Source organism: Kocuria sp. KKT182 (genome assembly GCF_055635395.1).
Genome location: NZ_CM145757.1, coordinates 2,215,112 through 2,236,947 on the forward strand (window position 1 = coordinate 2,215,112; position 21,836 = coordinate 2,236,947).

The 21,836-nt window shown below is 68.5% G+C and carries 24 protein-coding genes; 14 read left to right on the top strand and 10 right to left on the bottom strand.

The window, feature by feature from the left end; all coding sequences use genetic code 11:
* Positions 1–141 precede the first annotated feature (141 nt).
* The 4 genes from ACZ2G1_RS10290 (at position 142) to epsC (ending at position 4,056) form a co-directional block, all read left to right on the top strand.
* Positions 142–1,929, top strand: a complete 1,788-nt coding sequence (locus tag ACZ2G1_RS10290; RefSeq protein WP_470376682.1) for an L-lactate permease — start codon at positions 142–144, stop codon at positions 1,927–1,929.
* A 150-nt stretch (positions 1,930–2,079) separates the two neighbouring features.
* On the top strand, positions 2,080–2,793 hold the full coding sequence (locus ACZ2G1_RS10295) for a FadR/GntR family transcriptional regulator (RefSeq protein WP_095651903.1): 714 nt from the start codon (positions 2,080–2,082) through the stop codon (positions 2,791–2,793).
* Between the two features lie 342 nt (positions 2,794–3,135).
* Positions 3,136–3,381 (top strand): hypothetical protein, encoded by a 246-nt coding sequence (locus ACZ2G1_RS10300; protein WP_141246871.1) that lies wholly within the window; start codon positions 3,136–3,138, stop codon positions 3,379–3,381.
* Between the two features lie 165 nt (positions 3,382–3,546).
* Positions 3,547–4,056, top strand: a complete 510-nt coding sequence (epsC, locus tag ACZ2G1_RS10305; RefSeq protein WP_470376683.1) for a serine O-acetyltransferase EpsC — start codon at positions 3,547–3,549, stop codon at positions 4,054–4,056.
* 87 nt (positions 4,057–4,143) lie between these two features.
* Here epsC and ACZ2G1_RS10310 read toward each other — a convergent pair whose 3' ends face one another.
* Positions 4,144–4,632, bottom strand: coding sequence for a GNAT family N-acetyltransferase (locus ACZ2G1_RS10310; RefSeq protein ID WP_272027739.1), 489 nt, complete (start codon positions 4,630–4,632; stop codon positions 4,144–4,146).
* A 104-nt stretch (positions 4,633–4,736) separates the two neighbouring features.
* Between ACZ2G1_RS10310 and ACZ2G1_RS10315 the strand changes: the two genes are divergently transcribed.
* The 3 genes from ACZ2G1_RS10315 to ACZ2G1_RS10325 all read left to right on the top strand — a co-directional run bounded on the left by ACZ2G1_RS10315 (position 4,737) and on the right by ACZ2G1_RS10325 (position 6,934).
* Positions 4,737–5,971, top strand: a protein-coding gene (locus ACZ2G1_RS10315) for an IS3 family transposase (protein WP_272028149.1) whose coding sequence is annotated in 2 segments (ribosomal slippage) — positions 4,737–5,046 and positions 5,046–5,971 — 1,236 coding nt in all. Because the reading frame shifts where the segments join, the coding sequence is not laid out codon by codon here.
* Positions 5,972–6,193: 222 nt separating this feature from the next.
* Positions 6,194–6,361: a hypothetical protein gene (locus ACZ2G1_RS10320; protein WP_426120815.1), complete on the top strand. Its 168-nt coding sequence runs from the start codon at positions 6,194–6,196 to the stop codon at positions 6,359–6,361.
* A gap of 63 nt (positions 6,362–6,424) precedes the next feature.
* Complete coding sequence (locus ACZ2G1_RS10325; RefSeq protein ID WP_426120811.1) at positions 6,425–6,934, top strand: hypothetical protein; 510 nt, start codon at positions 6,425–6,427, stop codon at positions 6,932–6,934.
* A gap of 58 nt (positions 6,935–6,992) precedes the next feature.
* Here ACZ2G1_RS10325 and ACZ2G1_RS10330 read toward each other — a convergent pair whose 3' ends face one another.
* The 4 genes from ACZ2G1_RS10330 to ACZ2G1_RS10345 all read right to left on the bottom strand — a co-directional run bounded on the left by ACZ2G1_RS10330 (position 6,993) and on the right by ACZ2G1_RS10345 (position 10,113).
* Positions 6,993–7,184, bottom strand: a complete 192-nt coding sequence (locus ACZ2G1_RS10330; RefSeq protein ID WP_017834438.1) for a 3'-5' exonuclease family protein — start codon at positions 7,182–7,184, stop codon at positions 6,993–6,995.
* Positions 7,185–7,726: 542 nt separating this feature from the next.
* Positions 7,727–8,050: a hypothetical protein gene (locus tag ACZ2G1_RS10335; protein WP_470376684.1), complete on the bottom strand. Its 324-nt coding sequence runs from the start codon at positions 8,048–8,050 to the stop codon at positions 7,727–7,729.
* Entirely contained in the window at positions 8,050–8,628 is a 579-nt protein-coding gene (locus tag ACZ2G1_RS10340) for a hypothetical protein (RefSeq protein ID WP_138976442.1), read from the bottom strand. Before ACZ2G1_RS10340 ends, ACZ2G1_RS10335 begins: the two co-directional genes overlap by 1 nt.
* Before the next feature lie 237 nt (positions 8,629–8,865).
* The gene (locus tag ACZ2G1_RS10345; RefSeq protein ID WP_031282481.1) at positions 8,866–10,113 is read right to left on the bottom strand and encodes an IS256 family transposase; all 1,248 of its coding nucleotides are present in this window, start codon (positions 10,111–10,113) and stop codon (positions 8,866–8,868) included.
* A gap of 316 nt (positions 10,114–10,429) precedes the next feature.
* Between ACZ2G1_RS10345 and ACZ2G1_RS10350 the strand changes: the two genes are divergently transcribed.
* Both ACZ2G1_RS10350 and ACZ2G1_RS10355 read left to right on the top strand, forming a co-directional pair.
* Positions 10,430–10,597, top strand: a complete 168-nt coding sequence (locus tag ACZ2G1_RS10350) for a hypothetical protein (RefSeq protein WP_470377744.1) — start codon at positions 10,430–10,432, stop codon at positions 10,595–10,597.
* A gap of 63 nt (positions 10,598–10,660) precedes the next feature.
* Positions 10,661–11,170 carry a hypothetical protein gene (locus tag ACZ2G1_RS10355; RefSeq protein ID WP_470376685.1) on the top strand — a complete coding sequence of 170 codons (510 nt, stop codon included), beginning with the start codon at positions 10,661–10,663 and terminating at the stop codon, positions 11,168–11,170.
* Between the two features lie 104 nt (positions 11,171–11,274).
* On the opposite strand, the gene ACZ2G1_RS10360 is transcribed toward ACZ2G1_RS10355, so the two are convergent.
* The gene (locus tag ACZ2G1_RS10360; protein ID WP_470376686.1) at positions 11,275–12,552 is read right to left on the bottom strand and encodes an amidohydrolase family protein; all 1,278 of its coding nucleotides are present in this window, start codon (positions 12,550–12,552) and stop codon (positions 11,275–11,277) included.
* A gap of 54 nt (positions 12,553–12,606) precedes the next feature.
* Here ACZ2G1_RS10360 and ACZ2G1_RS10365 point away from each other — a divergent pair, with 54 nt between their 5' ends.
* From ACZ2G1_RS10365 to ACZ2G1_RS10385, 5 genes are all read left to right on the top strand, one after another.
* Positions 12,607–13,380, top strand: coding sequence for a MerR family transcriptional regulator (locus ACZ2G1_RS10365; protein WP_035929384.1), 774 nt, complete (start codon positions 12,607–12,609; stop codon positions 13,378–13,380).
* A 497-nt stretch (positions 13,381–13,877) separates the two neighbouring features.
* Positions 13,878–16,556 (top strand): multicopper oxidase domain-containing protein, encoded by a 2,679-nt coding sequence (locus ACZ2G1_RS10370; protein WP_470376687.1) that lies wholly within the window; start codon positions 13,878–13,880, stop codon positions 16,554–16,556.
* A gap of 179 nt (positions 16,557–16,735) precedes the next feature.
* Positions 16,736–17,068, top strand: a complete 333-nt coding sequence (locus ACZ2G1_RS10375; RefSeq protein ID WP_058874019.1) for a cupin domain-containing protein — start codon at positions 16,736–16,738, stop codon at positions 17,066–17,068.
* 178 nt (positions 17,069–17,246) lie between these two features.
* The gene (locus ACZ2G1_RS10380; RefSeq protein WP_109269495.1) at positions 17,247–18,449 is read left to right on the top strand and encodes a globin domain-containing protein; all 1,203 of its coding nucleotides are present in this window, start codon (positions 17,247–17,249) and stop codon (positions 18,447–18,449) included.
* Between the two features lie 25 nt (positions 18,450–18,474).
* Positions 18,475–18,942: a pyridoxamine 5'-phosphate oxidase family protein gene (locus ACZ2G1_RS10385; protein ID WP_058874003.1), complete on the top strand. Its 468-nt coding sequence runs from the start codon at positions 18,475–18,477 to the stop codon at positions 18,940–18,942.
* Positions 18,943–19,256: 314 nt separating this feature from the next.
* Here ACZ2G1_RS10385 and ACZ2G1_RS10390 read toward each other — a convergent pair whose 3' ends face one another.
* Genes ACZ2G1_RS10390 through moaA form a run of 4 tightly spaced genes read right to left on the bottom strand, consistent with a single transcriptional unit; the run spans position 19,257 to position 21,662 of the window.
* Complete coding sequence (locus ACZ2G1_RS10390) at positions 19,257–19,547, bottom strand: DUF6457 domain-containing protein (RefSeq protein WP_058874004.1); 291 nt, start codon at positions 19,545–19,547, stop codon at positions 19,257–19,259.
* A gap of 28 nt (positions 19,548–19,575) precedes the next feature.
* Complete coding sequence (gene mobA, locus ACZ2G1_RS10395) at positions 19,576–20,169, bottom strand: molybdenum cofactor guanylyltransferase (protein ID WP_051063819.1); 594 nt, start codon at positions 20,167–20,169, stop codon at positions 19,576–19,578.
* Positions 20,166–20,501, bottom strand: a complete 336-nt coding sequence (locus ACZ2G1_RS10400) for a MoaD/ThiS family protein (RefSeq protein WP_017834538.1) — start codon at positions 20,499–20,501, stop codon at positions 20,166–20,168. The genes mobA and ACZ2G1_RS10400 overlap by 4 nt, the downstream gene beginning before the upstream one ends.
* 39 nt (positions 20,502–20,540) lie before the next feature.
* Positions 20,541–21,662 carry a GTP 3',8-cyclase MoaA gene (gene moaA, locus ACZ2G1_RS10405; RefSeq protein WP_470376688.1) on the bottom strand — a complete coding sequence of 374 codons (1,122 nt, stop codon included), beginning with the start codon at positions 21,660–21,662 and terminating at the stop codon, positions 20,541–20,543.
* Positions 21,663–21,836 lie beyond the last annotated feature (174 nt).

Here is a 21,836-nt window from a genome sequence, read left to right on the forward strand (position 1 = left end):
CTCAGGGGAGCGCATCGAGATCACTGGGGCCGGGATGAGCTACGCATCGCGTCCCGGAAACCTCGACCCAGCCCGTACCACGCACCCGGCCCGACCCGGCACCCGCGATCCTCCGGGGCAGGGCCCAGAAAGGATCTGTCCGTGGACAATCTCGCTGTCCTGAGCCTTCTGGCTCTGCTGCCCCTGCTGTTGGTGGGTGTGCTGTTGGCCGGTTTCCGCTGGCCGGCGAAGTTCGCGATGCCGGTGGGCTACCTCGCGGCCGTCGTGGTGGCGCTGACCGTGTGGCAGATGAGCTTCACCGGAGTGCTGGCCGCCACCATCGAGGGCCTGATCGTGGCCATCACCATGCTCTACATCGTCTTCGGCGCCCTGCTGCTGCTCGCCACGCTCACCGTGGGCGGGGCCATGGCCACCATCCGCGCTGGCTTCAACAACATCTCGGCCGACCGGCGGATCCAGGCCATCATCATTGGCTGGCTCTTCGGCTCCTTCATCGAGGGCGTCTCTGGCTTCGGCACCACCGCCGCGGTCGTGGCCCCGCTGCTGCTGGCCATGGGCTTCCCCGCGATGGCCGCCGTCATGATCGGCCTCATCGTCCAGTCCACCCCCGTGAGCTTCGGGGCGGTCGGCACGCCCATCCTCGTCGGGGTCGCCAACGGCCTGGGCGGGGACCCCGCGGTCGCTCAGCGCGTCGAGATTCTGGGTGTGACCATGCCCGAGTTCATCAATTCGATCGGCTTCTACACCGCGGCCATCCACGCGATCGTGGGCATCCTCATCCCGCTGATCCTCGTGACCCTGCTGACCGGATTCTTCGGCCCCGACCGGCGCTTCCGCGACGGGCTGGCCGTGTGGCCCTTCGCCGTCTACGCCTCCCTGGCCATGACCGTCCCCTACGTGCTGGTGGCCCGCTTCCTCGGCCCCGAGTTCCCCTCAATGTTCGGCGGGCTCCTCGGCATGGTGCTGGTGATGTTCACCTCCAGCCGCGGCTTCCTCATGCCCAAGGACACCTTCCAGTTCGGCCCGCGCGCCGACTGGCCCACCCGCTGGATGGGCACCATCGAACCGGCCGAGGCCACCGACGTCTCCACCCACATGAGCACGGTCCGCGCCTGGGCGCCCTACGCCCTGATGGCGGGGCTGCTGGTGGCCACCCGTGTCATCGCCCCGCTGAAGGAATGGCTGACCGGCCTGGCGATCCCGTTCGAGAACATCCTGGGCACCGAGATCACCACCACTGTCCAGCCGTTCTACCTCCCCGGCTTCGTGCTGATCCTCGCCTCGGCCTTCGCCTACCTACTGCACCGGATGAACTCCCGCGAGATCGCCCAGACCCTCAAGATCTCGGCCGGCCAGCTCGCCGGCACCGCCGCCGCCCTGCTCTTCGCCGTGCCCCTGGTGCGCGTGCTCATCCAGTCCGGCCCGGCCCTCAACGACTCGGGGCTCTCCAGCATGCCGGTGACCCTCGCCGAGGGGGCCGCCGCGATCTCGGGCAGCTCCTGGCCCGTGATCGCCCCCTGGATCGGCGCGCTGGGTGCCTTCGTGGCCGGGTCCAACACCGTGTCGAACCTGACGTTCTCCCAGTTCCAGTTCTCCACCGGTGCCGCGATCGGACTCGACCGGCCCGAGCTCGTGGTCGCCGCCCAGGCTGTGGGTGGGGCCGGTGGCAACCCGATCGCGATCCACAACATCGTGGCGGCCTCCGCCACCGTGGGCCTGCTCGGGCGCGAAGGCGACCTGCTGCGCAAGACGATCATCGTGACCACCTACTACTGCTTCGCGGGCGGTGCGGTCGCGTACCTCTTCATCCACGGGGTGGGTCTCAACCTGGGCACCGTCATGCTGGTCCTGCTCGTCGCCGGACTGGCCCTCATCGCCCGCTGGTTGTGGCGCAAGGACGCGCCCGCCAGGAGCGAGCTCCGGGTCTGATCCGGCACGTGGGGCCGGTGCCGACGGCATGTCAGGTGCCGGCCCCACGCCTCCGGGGCCCCGAGGCTGCGCCCGACCCATCCGGTCAGGTGCAGCCTCGCGGTCTCTCTAGAATGGTCCGGTTCCCCATATACCCTCCAGGAGCCCCTCGTGCCCGCGGTCACACGCACCTACACCCTCGTCCTTGACTGGCTCGAGGAACGCCTGCGCTCCGGGGAGATCTCGGTGGGCGACAGACTGCCCGCAGAGCGCCACCTGGCCGAGGAGTTCGGGATCTCCCGCGCCTCGGTCCGCGAAGCATTCCGGGTCCTCGACGCCATGGGCCTGGTCCGTTCCTCCACCGGGTCCGGGCCCAACGCCGGGGCGATCGTCATCTCGGACCCCTCGGCCGCACTCGGCTGGGCGCTGCGGATGCACGTGGCCAACCGGTCCTTGCGCATCCGCGATCTGGCGCAAACCCGACTGCTGCTCGAGACCCAGTCCGCCCACGAAGCCGCCACCGCCCCGGACACTCCCCAACGCACCGCGATACTCGACCAGGCCACCGAACTGGTGGCCGCCATGGACGACCCGGACCTGCCGGACGAGCGCTTCCACGCCCACGACGCGCAGTTCCACATCCTGCTCGCCTCTCTGGCCGGCAACGTGGTGGTCGAGACGATTATGTCCTCGCTGCGCCAAGCCACCATCGGCTACGTCCAGGAGACCGTCGCCGACCTCGAGGACTGGCCGAAGGTACGCCAGACCCTTCAGGAACAGCACAAGAGCATCCTGGAGGCCTTCCAGCAGCGCCGAGGCGCAGACGCCGCCGACGCCCTGCGCCACCACATCATCTGGTTCTTCGAACTCAGCGACCACCGCTAAAAAGCGGTACCCAGAGTCCCGCATCACCCAGGATCGTTGACCGCTGCGCACTGACCGTTCCCGTCAACACGGGACCGCGTGCACGAACCACCCCAGGCACATCCCAGCGGACTGCATACTCACACCTCAAGAGCCTCCGGCTCCAGCCGGCCGCGACCGACCCCTGCCTCGTGCCGCCGCGGGGAAGCCATGCGCGTTCCAGGCCGAGAACACCGGGCGCCGATACCGCACCACGGAGCGCATCACATCGGGACGACCACGCACCATGGGCTCACCGCACTCCGGATGACCACCCCGAGGCCACAACCCAACCCAGAAGCGCCGACGAAAGGCACCGCCACCATGACCAGCCCCGACCCCGGCCCCGTCCCCGTCCCCGTGGAGGACTGCACCGTGCTGCAAGCAGGTGATCGCATCGATGTCCACCTTGCCGGTGACCTCTACTACCGCGGACTCGTCGAGGAGACCATGCCACTCCTCCACGTGGTGTGGGCCCGAGAACTCGGAACCGGCGAACGGAAAATGTTCTCCACCGACGAGAACCGCATCTTTCGGCACCCACCACCAGCCACCCCAGAAAAGCGCTGACGAAGACCTCTCCTGAAGGCACGCTCCACCGTTGTGACGGAAATCCGTGGAGCGCATGGATGCCAGACGCCCAAGGGCCGACATGGAGCCCGGCCGCTAACCGGGCCATATGTAAAGCCGGTAAGGGTGAACGGTTCCCGGTTGGATGTCTTCTAGGGTGTGGCCATGACCGAGCCCACCCGTCCTAGTGTCCTGGCCGATGCCCGTTCGATCGCTGCCGCCGCCCCCGCGGGGCAAGGCACCGTCGCGACGCTGCTGAGCTATCCGGGGCTGCACGCGGTGGCCGCCCACCGCATCGCCCACCGCCTGTGGTCCACCCGGTGGGGCAGACCCGCCGCCCAGGCCATCGCCACCGCCTCCGCGAAGGCCACCGGGATCACCATTCACCCTGGTGCGGTGATCGGGCACCGGCTGTTCATCGACCATGGCAGCGAGGTTGTTCTCGGAGAGACCAGCGTGATCGGTGACGACGTGACCATCTACCAAGGGGCGAGCTTCGTCGGGGATGGCTCCCCGGGTCGGCGCCACGCCGTTGTCGGGGACGGGGTGCTCATCGGTTCCGGGGCGAAGGTCATCGGCCCGATCACCATTGGGGCGGGGGCGAAGATCGGCGCTGGCGCCGTGGTGACCCGTGACGTCGCGGCCGACACCACGGTCGTGGGCATCGACGTGTAATGATCTCACGCCGCAGCTCAGACGTAACGTCGGATCTGCGTGACGGCGCCAGTCACGCTGCGGGGCGAGCCTGCGTCTGTTTGCGGCTCAGGCCAGTCGTGGCCACTCCATCTCCATGGCGTGCCAGGGCTGGCCGTTCACCTCGGTGCTGCGCACCTGGCCGGTCTCTTTGAACCCCAGGTCCTCGTAGACGCGTCGAGCTAGGACGTTGTGCGAGTACACGCCCAGTTTCATGGCCGGCACCTCCGTGGTCTCGAAGCCCGTGCGCACCGCCTCCCTGATCAGCTCCCGCCCCAGACCACGCCCGCGAGCTGCCGGGTCGAGGAGGACGCAGCCGAGCCGCATCATGGCCGCGTCAGCGTCGACGAGCAGGGAAGCGTGACCGACCGGATGCCCCGACTCCGGGTCCAGCCCGGTCCAATACCGGCGTTGATCATTGTGCAGGTAGCTCTCCAGCTGACCCCGATCCAGCGGCCAGGTGAACGTGCGCCCGGACCAGAGCACCATGTCCGCCTCGGACGGCACCCAGCCCAAGAGGAAGTCCAAGTCGGCTGGGACCGTCTCTCGCAGGCGCATGTCCCCATGCTAGGAATGCCACCACGTGGGCCGGTCCAGGGGCTTGACCCTTGATCTTGGACACGCGGTATCCAGCACGATGCTGGGGAAGCGAGAATCCAAGGATGGCCAGGAAGAACTACACCGACGAGTTCCGTCGCCGGGCGGTGGACTTGTACGAGTCCACGCCGGGCGCGACGCTCAAGGGGATCGCGGCGGATCTGGGCGTGTCCCGGGGCTCGTTGAAGGAGTGGGTCGACAAGCTCGGCTCTAGGACCACGACCGCGGGGGCGCCCACGGCCGCGCCGGCCGGTCGGCCGGAGTCGCAGGCTGCGCGGATCGCCCGGCTGGAGGCCGAGAACGCGGCGCTGCGGACCGAGCAGGCCAAGCTCGCCGAGGAGCGGGACATCTTGCGCCAGGCGGCGAAGTATTTCGCCGGGGAGACGAACTGGTGAACCGCTTCCAGTTCGTTGAGGACCACAAGGACGCCTGGAGCGTGAAGCGGTTGTGCGAGGTCGTGGAGATCGCGAGGTCGTCGTTCTACGCATGGCTGGCCGCCGCGCCGCAACGGGCCGCGAGGGTGGCAGCGGACGCGGCGCTGGCGGCGCGGATCCGGGCGCTGCAAGACCCGCAGCAGGGCGGGGACCGCGCATCCGGGGCGCCGCGGATCACCGCCGACCTCAACGAGGACGCGCCTGCCGACGAGCGGGTCAACCACAAGCGGGTGGCCCGCGTGATGCGTCAGCACGGCTTGGCCGGCATCCGCCTGCGCAAGCGCGTGAAGACTACGGTGCCGGACCAGTCCGACCGGAAGTTCCCCGACCTGGTCGGCCGAGACTTCACCGCTGGGGAGCCGGGCCGCCGCTACGTGGGCGACATCACTTACCTGCCCATCGCCGACGGCACGAATCTCTACCTCGCGTCCTGCATCGATCTGGGCTCGCGGAAGCTGGCAGGGTGGAGCATGGCCGGGCACATGCGCACCGAACTCGTCGAGGACGCGCTCAGGACCGCGCGGCGCGAGCGCGGCACTCTGCGCGGCGCGATCTTCCACTCGGACCACGGGTCGGTCTACACCTCGAAGTCGTACGCAACTCTCTGCGAGCGGCTCGGGGTGACCCAGTCGATGGGCGCGATCGGCTCGTCCGCGGACAACGCCTTGGCCGAATCGTTCAACGCGGCTCTCAAGCGCGAGCTGCTCGAGGGTCGCCCCGCGTTCCCCGACCAGGCCACGGCCTACCGGGCCGTGTTCCGGTGGGCGAACCGCTACAACACGCGCCGCCGCCACTCCGCGATCGGCAACATCGCCCCGAACGCCTACGAGACCGCTGCGTCCGCTACGCTCCCGGAAGCGGCATAACCGAAACGACACCGTGTCCAAGACCCGGGGTCAAGACCCCCAGATGCTGGTCGAGCCGCATGATCGACGAGGAACCCTTGATGAAACACGGCACCGGGATGTGAGGTAGTCGCACGACGCGTGGAACACGGGGTGACCGACCGACACGCACGGTGCGAGCGGGGTGCCAAGGACGGAGGCATTCCCTTATAGCGTGGACAGACCTACCCCAGGAGGTTCCTCGTGATGGACGTCGCCGGCTTCGGAGCGTTCCTTGGACTGTTCATCTGGTTGCTCATGGTCGCCTTCACCTTGTGGTTGCTCTATTGGGTGGTGCGCAAGGGCGTCACCGCCGGCGTCAAGGACTACGCGCACCAGCACGGCGACCGCAGCGGCAGCTGGCAGCCATAGCCCCCAGCACCGTCCCGGTCGGAGACCAGGACCCCATCCTCGATGCGCCAAGGAGCCCCCGCCGTGCAGCGATCCACCCGTGTCCTCAGCCTCGCCGTTGCCGCTATCACCTCCCTGGCCCTCACCGGGTGCGAGGACAACCTGCTGCTCCAAGACAGACCAGAACCCCTTTCCCAGGTCACGCCCACCGCGATCACCCCCGACCCGGGGTGCACCATCTCCGAAGGCGCCATGGGCCCGGGGCAGAGCGAGGACCTCACCACAGCACCCCCGTCCCTGAGGTTGAGCTGCGACGGCCGGTCCCTGAGCCTGGCCGGCGATTACACGAACAAGACCGCCAACAGCTTCTTCCCGGACCACACCGCCATCAAAGCGGCCATCGTCGTCGACGGCGAAGCCCGCATCTGGCACCTCCTCGGCCCCCGGGGAGAGGAGGAGGGATGCCTGACCATTCAGCGCCTCGACGAGACCAGCGCCTCCCGCGACGAGTGCGACGCCGATCGGCTCAGCCAGTGGCAGGACAGCGACCCCGCCGCAGAAACCCGCGACACCCCCGCAGCCCAGATCCCCTAGGGGCTGCCCCACGGAACAACAGCTGCCCCAAAAGGAACCCCTGCTGCAACGCAACAGGTCAAGGAGTCAAGCGATCCGGGGGCAGTCCCCCTGCTTCCAGGGCGGCGAGCAGGCCGGTCTCGGTGTGCATGTTGCGCACGAAGGGGACCATCGACTCCAGCTGCTCGGTCGTGGCGTTGATCTTTGCCTCGTAGGTCGCCACGACGTTCAGCCCGGCGTCCACTACGGCGGCGGCGACCTGCAGCGGCACGAAGCGCGGGTTCGGCTCCCCCGGGGGCGATCTGCGGCAGCCCGGTGGACTCGAAGTCCACGAACAGGTAGTCGGGGGCGTCTGCGCCCGGCGCCGGGGCGATCACAGTGGCGAGCACACCGCGCACCAGGCCTATCACGGGGCGGTACCCGGCGTCGACCAGATCCGCCTCGTCGGCCTCGCTCAGTCCGGCGGCCGTGAAGGAGACCTCCACGTAGGGCAGCTCTGGCGCCCACCCGTCGACGTCGAAAGCGGTGCTGGACTGGAACTCGCTGGACGGGGCAGTGGCGTTGAGGAACACCTTGCCGTTGGAGGTGTTCAGCTGCAAGAAACCGAGGATCGGGGCGCCGGTCGTCTCGATCTCCGTGGCGGCCGCGGAGGCGGCGGGGGTCGTGGTGCTCATGGGGTCCTTCCCGACGGTGAACTCTGTGGGGACGGCACCCATGTGTGCGGACACCCCAAGAGGCCGCGCCAGGGTGCGGACATGGGAACGGAGGGTCTGCTCTGGGGAGACAGGCCCTCCGTTGATGGCAGCGGCTGGATCAGCTGGTCTGGGCGGAGGCCTCCTGGCCGTCGACCATCCGCTCCCAGTGCTCGAGCTGGATCCACACCTCGTCCCCGACGGCCGTCTGCACCTCGGCGGCCAGGCGCCGCCCCTCCTGCCGGGAGGCCTCGTATGCCTGCGCCGAGGGCCAGCCGCGCTCCTCGTCGTAGTGGCGGGCGAAGTCGGACGTCCACGCCAGGACCTGCTCGGTGAGCTCTGCCGGCAGCGGGAACTCCTCCTGGCTCATCAGGCTCTCGGGGCCGAAGAACGGCCAGGGGCAGCCGTGCTCGTTGAACATGCGGACCGTGATCGGTGCGGGCATCAGCACGAGCCTCCTGGGATGGACGTGATTACTCGACGGTTGGTCGAGGAGATGATAATCCGAGGATAGAACGTCTTCACGACGGCGCCGCGGGAGTTCCGGATCTGGACTGGGGTGGTGTAGCAGTACTTACCGCTGCCCTGGAAGGCGGTCTTGGACGGAGAGGCCAGCGCCTGCTTGGTGGCGAAGTCCATGAAGTCGTCCCAGTTCGCCCGCAGTGGGTACATCTTGTTCTGCCAGTCCTGCTGGTGGCGGGAACGGATGTGCCGGTAGCCGTAGCCGGCGTCGGTGCCGCACTCCATCTTGATATAGCCCCCGGAGAAGCCCGATCGGGCGCGGGCGTTGTACGTGGTGACGATGTGGGATGGGCGGTTCAGGACGTTGCAGTTCAATGAGTCGATCGGGCCGAGCAGCATTGGTGTGAACATGTCGTCGTCCTTCTGGGGCGAGGACTGCTGGTCGGGCTCCTCAATCGTCAACGTCTGGCGGGTGGTGGGGGCGTAGAGCACGAGCTCGTTGTCGTCGGGCTGGGGCGGCGGAGCGGCCAGGGCTGGGCCGACTGAGCCAGTGACAGCCATGATGAGGCCGAGCAACAGAGCGTAGCGTGAAGTAGATTTCAAGCGCATCGAGACTCTCTTTTCCTGCGGAGTGGACGTGCCTGCGGTGCCCGGGTCGGCACTCAAGTGCACAATGTGCGGACAGCACACCACGACCAGTTGCAAAAGAGAACGGCCGAAAGGATGTTTCGGACATGGGAACGGAGGGTCTGCTCTGGGTCAAGCCCCGAGAAGTGGTGTAGCGATCTTTCGTAGGGGTCAGGCAGTGAGGGCGGTCAGGGGGTCGGGGATCACCTCGCTTCCGGTGCGGGCCACGGGGGTGAGCCGGCAACGGGTGAGGACCTCGAGTCCGAGGTAGCGGCGGCCCTCGGCCCACTCATCGGTCTGCTCGGCCAGCACCGCGCCCACGAGGCGAACGATGGCGGCTCGGTTGGGGAAGATCCCGACCGCGTCGGTGCGCCGGCGGATCTCCTTGTTCAGCCTCTCGGCGGGGTTGTTGGACCAGATCTGCATCCACACGTCTTTCGGGAAGCCGGTGAAGGCCAGCAGGTCCTCCCGGGCGTCGGCCAGGTGCTCAGCCACCTCGGGCAGCTTCTCGGCGACGTAGTCGATCAGCCGGTCGAACTGGGCGTTCACCGCGGCGGCATCGGGCTGGTCATAGACCGAGTGCAGCATCGCCTTCACGGCCGGCCACATGCTCTTCGGGCAGATCGACATGAGATTGGCCGCGTAGTGGGTGCGGCACCGCTGCCAGGACGCCCCGGGCAGGTGCGCGGCGATCGCGTCCTTGAGACCGGCGTGGGCGTCACTGGTGACCAGGCGGACTCCGCCCAGGCCCCGGGCCACCAGGTCGGCGAAGAACTCGTTCCACGCCGCCCCGGTCTCGGCCGTGGCCACCCGCATGCCCAGGACCTCCCGGTGGCCGTCGCCGTTGACTCCGGTGGCCAGCAGCACGACCGCGTTGACCACCCGCCCGCCCTCTCGGACTTTCATGGTCAGTGCGTCGGCGGCGACGAACGTGAACGGGCCGGCCTCGTCCAGGGGTCGGTGGCGGAAGGACTCCACGTGCTCGTCGAGGTCGGTGGCCATGCGCGAGACCTGGGACTTCGACAGGGAGTTGATGCCCAGGGTCTTCACCAGCTTGTCCATCCGACGGGTCGAGACCCCGGCGAGGTAACAGTCGGCGACCACGGTGATCAGCGCGGACTCAGCCCGTTTGCGCCGCTCCAGCAACCACTCGGGGAAGTAGGTGCCGGTGCGCAGTTTCGGCACGGCGACGTCGATCGTGCCGATGCGGGTGTCGAGGTCGCGGTGCCGGTAGCCGTTGCGCTGCGCAGACCGGGTCGGGGTGGGCTTGCCCCATTCGGCGCCGACCACCGCCTCGGCATCAGCAGACAAGAGAGCGTTGATCACCGTCTGCAACAAGCTGCGCATCAGATCCGGGGACGCGTCGGACAGGGCTTCGCCGAGCAGGCCAGCAGGGTCGACAATATGAGGAGCGGTCATCGTGATGATGTCCTTTCGAGGGTGCTGTGAGAGGTGAACTCGAAAGATCTCACGGTGGCCGCGCTCTCGTCGGCAACGACGAGCAGGGCCACCGCGCTACACCACTATCGGGGGCTCAACTGATTCCCCGAATGCCATCTGGCCGCCGTACGCCGCCCGTGACGGCAACCCTTGATGAAACACGGCACTGGGATGTGATGCAGTCGCACGACGCCTGGAACACGGGGTGACCGGCCGACACGCACGGTATGGGCGGGGTGCAAAGTACGGAGCCGTTCCTCGATAGCGTGGACAGACCTACTCCAGGAGGTTCCTCGTGATGGACGTCGCTAGCTTCGGGGCATTCCTCGGACTGTTCATCTGGTTGCTCATGGTCGTCATCACCTTGTGGCTGCTCTATTGGGTGGTGCGCAAGGGCGTCACCGCCGGCATCAAGGACTACGTCCACAAGCACGGCGACCGCAGCGGCAGCTGGCAGCCATAGCCCCCAGCACCGTCCCGGTCGGAGACCAGGACCCCATCCTCGATGCGCCAAGGAGCCCCCGCCGTGCAGCGATCCACCCGTGTCCTCAGCCTCGCCGTTGCCGCTATCACCTCCCTGGCCCTCACCGGGTGCGAGGACAACCTGCTGCTCCAAGACAGACCAGAACCCCTTTCCCAGGTCACGCCCACCGCGATCACCCCCGACCCGGGGTGCACCATCTCAGAAGCCGGCAAGGACCCAGGACAGACCGAGGACATCACCACAGCACCCGACAACTTGAAGCTGAGCTGCGGCGATCGGACCCTGATCCTCGCCGGTGACTACACCAACAAGACCGCCAACAGCTTCTTCCCGGACCACACCGCCATCAAAGCGGCCATCGTCGTCGACGGCGAAGCCCGCATCTGGCACATCCTCGGCCCCCAGGGCGAGGACGAGGGATGCCTGACCATTCAGCGCCTCGACGAGACCAGCGCCTCCCGCGACGAGTGCGACGCCGAGCGGCTCAACCAGTGGCAGGACAGCGACCCCGCCGCAGAAACCCGCGACACCGCCGCAGCCCAGATCCCCTAGAACCTGCCCCACGGAATAACAGCTGCCCCAAAAGGAACCCCAACTGCAACGGGGTTCATCGGCGGTTTCTCGATCGGTCCGCTGGGGCTGGTCGAGTGCCGCGGTCAGGAGGTGAACTGCGGCCACACCTGGTGGATGGCGGCGATGATCTTCTCGTTGGTGGCCTGCAGTGCCACCAGGTCGGTCTCCTCCTCAAGGCTGCCCCGATACCCGTCCAGATCCACTGCCACACCCTGTTTCCATACGGCGGTGATGTCCTGGGTGGCGGTGATGCCTTCATCCGGGCGCCCGGCCACGAGGACGAGATCGGCCCGTGCCCCCGGGCGGATCACCCCGCGGTCCTGAAGGCCGAAGGCGGCCGCCGGGCCGGAGGTCGCCGCGGCCAGTGCGTCCAGCGGGCTCAGCCCGGCGGCCACGAGATGCTGGAGTTCCCGGTGCAGGCTCGCCCCGTGGACCAGACCCGGGTTGGGGGCATCGGTGCCGGCCAGGATCGGCACCCCCCGGGCGTGCAGTGCCCCCACGTTGCGCCTGGCGGCGGCGAAGTCGGGCGCCCCTGGGGGCATCCACCGCTTCCCCTGGCGCTGGAGCATCCCGGTCCATCCCGGTCCCAGGCGCGAAGCCAGGCGCGACTGACCCAGTAGCGGCATGGTGCCGTCCGGGCCCGGGAAGCCGTCGGCGATGCCCAGTGTGGCGATCACCGGTACCCGGGATGCGGCCAAGACCTCCAGCTGGGCCTCGCTCAACGGCTCGAACGGCACGTGGGCGAGGACGTCGACGCCCTGGGCCACGACGTCGACGGCAGCCGCGGCACTGGTGACGTGGGCGACCACCAGCATCCCGCCCGTGTGGGCGGCCCGGACCAGGGCGGCCACCGTGGGCAGATCCAAGGAGGGCATGCGCATCGGGGCGGTCGAGCCGTCGTCGTAGAAGACCTTCAGATGGGTCGCACCCTCTCCCCTGCGGTCGGCGACGAAGGCCGCGGCGTCCTTGGGTCCGGTGACGTAGGGAAAGGGTGCGTAGGCCATCGTGGGATGCCCACCTGGGGCGGTCGCCCCGATGCTCGAGGTCCTGATCTGCGCCACCTCCGGTCGGTGGTTGCGGGCCAGGACCGGGGTGATCACCTCAGGTTTGCTGAACTGGTCGATCCCGGTGGTCACCCCGAACGTCACCGCCTGGTGGGCGGTCCCGGGCAGCAGGTGCAGGTGCGCATCGATGAGCCCGGGCAGCAGGGTGGCCCCACCTGCCTCCACCACGATGTCCCCGGCGGCCACCAGTTCGGGCCCTCCCACAGCTTCGATGCGCCCGTCCACCACGCGCACCGTGTCATGGGCGCTCAAAGTGGTGCCGTCGAAAATCCTCGCGTTATTGATCGTCAGTGCCATGGCTTTCACGGTAGAAGTTGACGCTACGAGAAGGTCAAGGCGATACGGTGGAGCGTGCGCTACTCCATCAGCCAGCTCGCCACCATGGCCGGGATCAGCGCCCGGACCCTGCGCCACTACGACGCCATCGGGCTCCTGGCACCGGCTGAGATCGGGGCCAATGGCTACCGTTGGTACGGCCGGGAGCAACTGCTGCGTCTGCAGCGCATTCTGTTGCTGCGCGAAGTGGGTGTGCCGCTGGGGCAGATCGGGCAGGTGATCGACGGGCAGGTCAACGAGATCACCGCCCTGCGCGCCCAGCGCGAACAGATCCTCGCCGAGCAACACCGTCTGGGCACCGTGATCGAAACCATCGAGGCCACGATCACCGACCTCACCGGCGCCCACACCATGGAACCTGCGGACTTCTTCCGCGGCCTCCACCACGACCGCACTCGGCTGAAGGACCGGCTCAGGGCCGCCCACGGCCCAGCAGTCGAGCACACCTTCGCCGCCGTCGAGACCGCCACCGACGGCTGGGAAATGACCGACTACGAACAAGCAGCCGCCGATAGCCGAGCCTTGCTCCACCGCATGGCCGGACTCATGCGACACCAGGTGCCGCCTGATGACCAGGACGCCCAACAGCTCGTCGAGGAACACCACGAAGCCATCGCCCAGTTCTGGAAACCGGATGCCGAGGCCTACCGCGCCCTGGCCGATCACTACCTCAACGACGACCAACAACGGACCTGGATCGCCGACGTCGACCCAGCCCTACCCGGCTGGCTGGCGACAGCAATGAAGTACTACGCCACCCACCACCTGCACGGCGCAACCACGCCTTGACCCCTAGCAGAACCGGTCACGGAGGAACCCCCATCGCAACCTCACCCTTGTGGAGATGTCCGGTAGCCGGGCCATATGTAAAGCGGTGGAGGCGCCCCGACTCCCTCACTCGACTCCGCACTTCCTGCGCGGGGCTTGGTATCGGTGTGGGGTGGCAGCGACAGGACAATCAGGGTGCTGCGCGGTCTTTTCCGACTCATGCGTGTGGTGGCCGATCGTGCGGATCGGTCATCGATGACGACGGTGATGACGTGTGGTCATCGGGTACGAGTGAGCGGGTCCATCCGGCGAACGTGGTCGTGCGCCAACTCTCGGGCCGATTGCAACCCCCTCTCCTCAGGATCGCGACTTCCTCGCGTTATGGGCAGCCGATGACGACACCTATACTTGCAAATGAAATGCAAGATTAAGAATGGATGAGTCACGTGACCAGTCGCCCACGGCTCCACGGCCGCGCGTCATGGCATCGCCGGAGTGCCGCACCGATCCGCATCTGGATGGGCGTGCTGCTGGTCGTCATCTTGGTCCATCGCTGGGTTCCTGACTTCCGCTGGGTGATGGTGCACCTGGTGACCCTGGGCTTGATCACCAATTCGATCATGGTGTGGTCCCAGCACTTCACCGAGTCGTTGCTGAAGAACCGGCTGCCCGATGGCGCCAGGAGACGGCAACTGGCCCGCATCCGCACGCTCAACGTCGGGATCGTGCTGCTGATCGCCGGGTTGCTGAGCACCTGGTACTGGCTGACCGTGCTGGCGGCGGTCCTGATCGGGGCCGCGCTGACCTGGCACGGCACTGCGCTGCTGGGGCAGCTGCGCACGGCGCTGCCGTCGCGATTCGCTGTGACCGTGAAGTATTACGTGGTGGCGGCGTTCCTGTTGCCCGTCGGGGCGGTGCTGGGGGCCGTGCTGGCCGCCGGGCTGTCCGCACCGTGGCATGCCCGGGTCCTGTTGGCGCACGAGGCGACCAATGTGCTGGGCTTCGTGGGGTTGACGGTCGCGGGCACGCTGCTGACGCTGTGGCCCACGATCTTGCGCACCCGCATGGTCGGTTTCTCCTCTCGGATCACCGCAGTCGCTCTGCCGGTGATGACCGGGGGGATCGTGACCACGGTCGGGGGATCCCTGCTCGGGACGGTGTGGGTGACGGTGGCCGGTCTGGCCGCCTACATCTGTGGGCTGGTGGCCGTGGCGGTGGTCATGGCCGGCACCGCTTGCCGTCGGCGGCCGGCCGACTATGCGGGCTTCTCCGTGGCTGCCGGGGTGATGTGGTGGTTGGCCACGACGGTGGTGATCACCTGGCTGGTGGCCGGGCACGGATTCGAGACCGCGGTGCTGCGGCAGCTGACCGTGCCGTTCGTGGCCGGTTTCCTGGCCCAAGTACTGCTGGGGGCCATGACTTATCTCCTGCCTATCACGATGGGCGGCGGCCCGGCGACCATGCGGGCCGCCAATCAGGTGATCAACCGGGCGGCCATGTTCCGTGTGGTGGTCATCAATCTGTGCGTGCTGCTGTTCAGTCTGCCCCCCGGTCTGTTGCCGTCCTGGGTACGAGCCGTGGTCTCGGTGCTGGGGGCCGCGGTGTTCTTCGCCTTTGTTCCTCTGATGGTCTCTGCGGCCAAGGTCTCGGTGGCCGGGCGGAAGGCCGCTGCGGCACCGCCGTCTCGAAACCGGGCCCGGGCGGACACGTCGGCACCGAGCCCGGCTGCCCCGGGCGGGGAGGTGCCGGCTTCCCGGCATGTCCGCGGGGCAGTGGCCGGGGTCCTCACCGTGGCCACCGCGGTGGTGGTGGGCATCGCGCTGAATCCGGCGGCGGCCGGCTTCGATCTTCGCGCTCAGGGCGCCGGCCCGGTGCAGGCCACCGGAAGGACCACCACCGTGGAGGTCAGCGCCGAGGAGGGCATGCGGTTCGAGCCGGCCTCGGTGGAGGTCCCGGTGGGTGACGAGCTGGTGATCGAGCTGACGAACAACGACCCCACGAACGTCCATGACCTCGTCCTGGCTTCCGGGGCCAGCAGCGGCCGGGTGGCCCTCGGGCAGACCGTGACCGTCGATGCCGGGGTGATCGGTGGGTCGGTGGAGGGTTGGTGCTCGATCGTCGGGCACAAGAGCATGGGCATGGGCTTCGACGTCATCGCGGTCGACGCAGACGGTACCGCCGTGGCTGCGGCACCGGCGGCAGCGCAGGAGGCGCCCGGGCACCCCGGCCTGCACGCGCCCGCCTCGGATCCAGCCGCGGATCCGGCCGCGGATCCAGACCCGGCCGTGGACTTCGGCGCCGCACCCGGGGATCAGTTCGACACCCGCTCCCCCGTGCTGGAACCGGTGGACGGTGAGCCGGAGAGCGGGCGCCGGGTGCACCGGGTGGAGCTCGAGGTCGAGGAGATACCGCAGGAGATCGCCCCGGGAATGCAGTTGCAGGGGTGGACCTACAACGGCCGGTACATGGGCCCGACCCTGCACGGGCGGGTGGGCGATGTCTTCGAGATCACCCTGGTCAATGACGGTTCGATGGGGCATTCGGTGGACTTCCACGCCGGTGCACTCGCCCCGGACGGGCCGATGCGCACCATCGCCCCGGGAGAGTCGCTGGTCTACCGGTTCGAGGCCGTTCGCTCAGGCATCTGGCTCTACCACTGCTCCACAGCTCCGATGAGCACGCATCTGGCGGCCGGGATGTTCGGGGCCGTGGTGATCGACCCGCCCGGTCTGCCGGGCGTGGACCGGGAGTTCCTGCTGGTGCAGAACGAGACCTATCTCTCCCCGGCCGGGGACACTGCCGATGGAGGGGCGAACGCGGTGGTGGCCCCGGAGCGGGTCGCGCAGGGCGTGCCGTCGCTGACGATGTTCAACGGGCACGCCACCCAGTACGTCCACGACCCGCTCACTGCGCGGACCGGTGAACGGGTGCGGATCTGGGTGTTGGCCGCCGGGCCGTCGAAGGGGATGAGTTTCCATGTGGTGGGTGGCCAGTTCGACACCGTCTACAAGGAGGGCGCCTATCTCCTGCCTCCGGGTGGCACCGGGCAGGGCGGGGCCCAGGTCCTGGACCTGGCACCGGCCCAGGGCGGGTTCGTGGAGCTGGAGTTCTCCGAGCCCGGGACCTACCCGTTCGTCAATCACTCCCTGGCCGAGGCCGAACGCGGGGCCAGAGGGCTGATCCGGGTTTCCCCGTGACACCTCCTCTGCGCGCCCGACGAAGCCCACTCGTACCTGCCTGTCAGGACGACAGTCAAAGGTTTGTGACGCTCCCGCCCGCCCGAAGGGCAGAGCGCGGTGGAGGCCGTGTGAGTGGCCGGGACCCACCGGTACGGCCACAACGAACCCGTCCATCGCTACCGAAAGGAATGATCATGGTGCAGAAGTCGTCGTTGACCGCCCTGGCCCGCCACCAGCTGGAGATCGCCCAGCAGGCCCCGAGTGGGCGCAGCGCTCACACAGTGTTCGGCGGCCATGAGCAGGTGATGCGCCAGACCGTCATCGCGCTGCGAGCCGGCTCCGGGTTGAACGAGCACAACAATCCCGGTGAGGCCACCGTGCACGTCCTCCACGGACGAGTGCTCCTGAGCGCCGGGGAGCTTCAGTGGAACGGATCCCCAGGGGATCTGCTCATCGTCCCGCAGGCCCGTCACGGGCTGGAAGCGGTGGAGGACTCCGTCGTGCTGTTGAGCGTGGCCAAACACCGCTGAATTCCCGATGCGCGGCCACGGCACCCGCTACCGCGCACAATGATCGCCCAACTTCCCGTTGAGCGACGATGCGGCACCCGCTTGGTGCTCGCACCGGGACCCGCTGGAGAACCCGATGCCAGCTCGGGCATGAACCGCCAGAATCCTGATCCTGCCGAACCCATCAGAGGAGCAAAATATGCTGTCAGACACCGCCTACCCCGTCGTGAAGTCCACCCTGCCCGTGGTCGGGGAGAACATCCAGGAGATTGCCCGGCGCTTCTACGCGCACATGTTCGGCGAGCACCCCGAGCTGCTGGACGGGCTGTTCAACCGCGGCAACCAGGCCGACGGCCGTCAGCAGCAGGCCCTGGCCGGGTCCGTGGCCGGCTACGCCGGATATCTGGTGAACCGGCCCACCGAGCTGCCCGACCATCTGCTCTCGCGCATCGCGCACAAGCACGTCTCCCTCGGGCTGCACCCGGACCAGTACCAGATCGTCCATGACCACCTCATGTGGGCCATCGTCGATGTCCTCGGCGAGGCCGTCACCGAGGAGGTCGCCGCGGCCTGGGACGAGGTGTACTGGCTGATGGCCAATGCGCTGATCACCCAGGAGCGTGGCCTCTACGAGGCCACCCGCCTGTCCCCGGACACCGTGTGGCGCACCTGGCGGGTGGCCGAGAAGATCCCGGAGACCGCCGACGTCACGACCTTCGTGGTGGAGCGCGTCGATGAGCGGGAGGTCAAGCCCTCACTGCCGGGCCAGTACGTCACGTGCAAGATGCCGATGCCCGACGGGGTGCACCAACCGCGCCAGTACAGCCTCACGAAGGCCGACGACGGGCGGCACCGGGTGTTCGCCGTCAAGCGCGTCCACGGCAATGGCACCCCGGCCGGAGAGATGTCGACCCTGTTGCACGATCAGGTGCAGGTCGGCGACGAGATCACCCTCTCGGCGCCCTTCGGGGACGTGGTCCTGGAGTACACCGACCGGCCGGTCGTGCTGGTCAGCGCCGGGATCGGCATCACCCCGATGGCCGGGATGCTCTCCCACCTGGTGGCGGCCGCAGCTCAGCGCAAGGTGGTGCTGCTGCACGCTGATGCCTCCCCTGAGGCCTTCGCGCTGCGCACCCAGGTCACCACCGACCTCGAAAAACTGATGGACGGGTCCCTGGCCGTGTGGTTCGAACACCCCTCCCCCACCCCGGGGACGAACGAACACGCCGGGCTGATGGATCTGCGGTCGGTGGAGCTGCCCGCCCAGGCCCAGTACTACCTGTGCGGGCCCCTGCCGTTCATGCAGGCGGTGCGCAGCGACCTCATCGCCCACGCAGTGCCGGCCAAGGACATCCAGTACGAGGTGTTCGGCCCCGACCTGTGGCTCGCCGATTTCGAGTAGGAACGCAAGTTCTGAGGAGGATGTCATGACCGAGGAGTACGAGGAAAGAATCGAAACGCTGTCGGCCAGTGCTTGCTGGACGCTGTTGCGGGCGACCGGCATCGGCCGTCTGGCGGTCTGGGTGGAGGACCACCCGGAGATCTTCCCGATCAACTACGTGGTGGATCACAGCAGCTTGGTGTTCCGCACCACGGAAGGCACCAAGCTCTCGGCGGCTCTCTCAGGTGTGCCCGTGGCCCTGGAGATCGACGGGTACGAAGCGTCGGTCAACCGGGCGTGGAGCGTGGTGGTCAAGGGACGGTCCGAGCAGATCCGCGGTATCGAGGAACTGACCGACACGCTGAGCCTGCCGCTGCTGCCCTGGCAGAGTGGACCGAAGGGACGGTTCGTGCGCATCGGCCCCACCACCGTGTCGGGACGCCGGTTCCAGGTGGCCGACCCGAAGGCGTGGCGCACCGGTCTGTCGGAGGCACCGCGTTCACCCGTGGACTGACCCACCGCAACGCCGACCGTCTGGGTCGGTTCTTCAGTCCAGCCCTGTGGCCTCGCCCGTGCGAGGCCACAGGGCTCGACGACGAGCACCGGTGACACTGGGCGATGCGCCGGGGCCGGCAGTGCTGCCGGTGTCAGCAGTCCGCTCTGACTCCGCCCTGGTCGGTCCTGCTGGCTCCACCCACCGTCCCCGTGGCGAGGCCATGCGAGCCCCGGAACAGGGACGGGGCCGCGGTGGTGGCGGGCGCGTTCATCCACGGCATCACCAGGCACCTCGACACCGCAGCTGGGGTTGTGCCAGGAGCCGGGGCAGGATCAGGTGTCTTGTGGATCCGCAGCAGGTACCGGTACGACCGCGATGACGTCCTGAATGGTGTGGGCGGCGCCGTGATCCGGTGCCTGCCGGGTGCGTAGTGCCGCGAGGTATCCGGCGACATAGGCCGTGACCGGCACGGCGGGGCGAGCCACCCCGGTGGAGACTACCCCGGCCAGAGCCAGCAGGTCGTCCAGAGGCACGTCCATGGCGTCCAGCTCGAACTCGGTCTTGAGCTGGGCGATCCATTCGGAGAGCAGGCGTCGTTCCTCAGACGTCATCTTCTTCGCCATGCCGCGTTCCTTTCCTCGGGGTCTTCTGTCAGCTGAGCCGGAACTTGTGCACGTCGTCCCAAGTGTCCACGTCCGCGGTGGCGTCCTCGGCCACAGTGACCTCCTGCAGGAGAAGGTCGTGGGTGAAGGAGCGTACCGAGCGGTTGGTGGGGTCCTGGTCCGCGTAGGCCGCGCGCAGCGCCTCGGTGCGGTACAGGGCGGCCAGCGGCTGGCGGCGACCGTCGGGGGTGACGCCGATGTGTCCGTCCGTTTCGGGCGCGGCCCCGGCGGACCCCAGCAGCAGGGGTACGGCGCGGGCCACTTCGGGCATGTCGCAGGCCAGGGTCATGGTCCAGTCCGCCAACGGCAGCGCCTCGAGGGCGGCCAGCCCGGCCGCGATGCCCGCAGCCGGCCCGGAGAACGGCGGATCCTCCCGGGTGCGCAGAACGCCCGCGGGGACGGCCAGCTCCGCGGGTCCGACCACAACGACCCCGGCAGCCCCTTGGACCGCTTCCACCGTGAGTTCCACGAGGGTGCGCCCGTTTCGCCGCAGGCTCGCCTTGGGTGTGCCGCCCAGCCGGGAGGATCGGCCCCCGGCCAGGACCACAACATGGAAGAGCAGAGCGCCGGCCGGAGTGTTCATCCGCCGGAAAAGGGCGGCAGGACGTCGAGCACGGCCCCGTCCGGGATCTCGGCCGCCGCATCTGGGCAGGCCACCCCGTCGAGCAGGAAGCTGGCACGGGACAGCACCTGGCCCAGCAGCGGTTGTCCAGGCACCGGTTGCTGGTGGCGTTGCGCGAGCAGTACCTCCACATCAGCGCGGGTACGGGGCGCGCCGTCTCCGGTGGGCAGCTCAAGGGTCTCGGCCTCGGTCCCGGCGGCTGCGCGTGCAGCCGCGAAGTACCGTACCCGCATGGTCGTACTGGTCGCGGAGGTCAGGGTACGGGGGTTGCTCTCTGTGGTGTTCTGGGTCATCGTTCCTGTTCCGGTCGGTGTGGTGGGGCGGCCACGGGTTCAGCCCCCGATCGCGCTCATCGGCCGCTCCGGCTGGACGTAGTCGGGTGAGTCCAGGCCCGTGTGGTCCATGCCGTGGGCGGCCGGCTTGGCCCACATCGCCGCCCGCCACCGCTCGGCGAGCTCGGCGTCGGTCGCACCGGCGCGCAGCAGCGGCAGCAGCTCGACCTCCTCGTGGGAGAACAGGCAGGACCGGACCCTGCCCTCGGCGGTGATCCGGGTCCGCTTGCAGTCGGCGCAGAAGGGCTCCGTCACCGAGGCGATGACACCCACGGTCCCCAGCGGCGCCTCCCCGGCCCCGGGAACCTCCTCGGGGGCCCCGGCGGGGGTGGTGGGGTGGACGTCCCAGAGCTCGGCCGGGGCGCCGTCGCGGGCGCCGGGGTGCGGGGTGAGCCGGAACCGGGTGCCGAGCCGGTGGCGGATCTGCGCGGCGGTGACCATCTCCGCCCGGGTCCAGCCGTGGTCGGCGTCCAGCGGCATCTGCTCGATGAACCGTAGGGCGAAACCGCGCTCCAGGGCCCAGGCGAGCAGCTCGGGGGCCTCGTGGTCGTTGACCCCGCGCATTAGCACCGCGTTGATCTTCACCGGGGCCAGCCCGGCGGCGGCCGCGGCCTCGGCCCCGGCCAGCACCTGCGCCAGGCGGTCCCGGCGGGCCAGGGCCCGGTAGGTCGCCGCGTCCAGGGTGTCCAAGGAGATGTTGATCCGGCTCAGCCCGGCCGCGGCCAGGGCCTGGGCCCGGGTAGCGAGGCCGATGCCGTTGGTGGTGAGCGAGACCGGCAGCTGCGGGTGGGCGGTGCGCACCCCGGCCACGATCTCCTCCAGGTCGGCCCGCACCAGGGGTTCCCCGCCGGTCAGGCGCAGCTCGGTGATCCCCAGCTGCCGGACCCCGACGTCGACGATGCGGGTGATCTCACCGGCGCTCATCAGCCGGGCGGCGGGCAGCCAGGGCAGGCCCTTGGCGGGCATGCAGTAGGTGCAGCGCAGATTGCACTTGTCGATGACCGACAGCCGCAGGTCGGTGGCCCGGCGGCCGTGCCGGTCGGCGAGCCCCGCCTCCCGGGGCGCGCCGCTGGGGCCCGGACCGGCACCGCGGATCTGCGGAAGTCCCAGGGAAACGCCCATGTCACCGCCTCCAACATATCGATCAGCGCAATAGCACAGACATCACTTGCGTTATTTGACCCACCTTATGGGGTCACCTTGCTGGTCCCCAAAAGTTACTGATCGTTCCTTGGGTTGCGCACAACACCGTGCGTCCCGGGCATTAGGGACACGATTAGGGCAGGCCGATATGAC